The sequence below is a fragment of the Paenibacillus sp. 1-18 genome (genome assembly GCF_000520755.1).
GTDB lineage: Bacteria > Bacillota > Bacilli > Paenibacillales > Paenibacillaceae > Paenibacillus > Paenibacillus brasilensis.
Map to the genome: position 1 here is coordinate 1 of NZ_ASSB01000193.1, position 466 is coordinate 466.

Annotated in this window: 1 rRNA gene; it reads left to right on the forward strand. The window is 55.4% G+C overall.

The features are described 5' to 3' along the window. A 23S ribosomal RNA gene (locus L693_RS0111455) occupies nt 1–466 on the forward strand; the annotation flags it as partial.

The following is a 466-nucleotide window of genomic DNA, read 5'->3' on the forward strand; positions in this document are numbered from 1 at the left end:
GAAATTCCTGTACCACCGTAATCCGTTATGAGCGATGGGGTGACGCAGTAGGGTAGTGACGCGGACTGATGGATGTCCGTCTAAGCAGTGAGGCTGGTGTGTAGGCAAATCCGCACATCGTAAGGCTGGGCTGTGATGGGGAGCGAAAATTGTAGTAGCGAAGGTCATGATCTCAGACTGCCAAGAAAAGCCTCTAGCCAGGAGAAGGTGCCCGTACCGCAAACCGACACAGGTAGGCGAGAAGAGAATTCTAAGGCGCGCGGAAGAACTCTCGTTAAGGAACTCGGCAAAATGACCCCGTAACTTCGGGAGAAGGGGTGCCTCGGTAGGGTGAATAGCCCGAGGGGGCCGCAGTGAAAAGGCCCAAGCGACTGTTTAGCAAAAACACAGGTCTGTGCGAAGCCGCAAGGCGAAGTATACGGGCTGACGCCTGCCCGGTGCTGGAAGGTTAAGGGGAGTGGTTAGT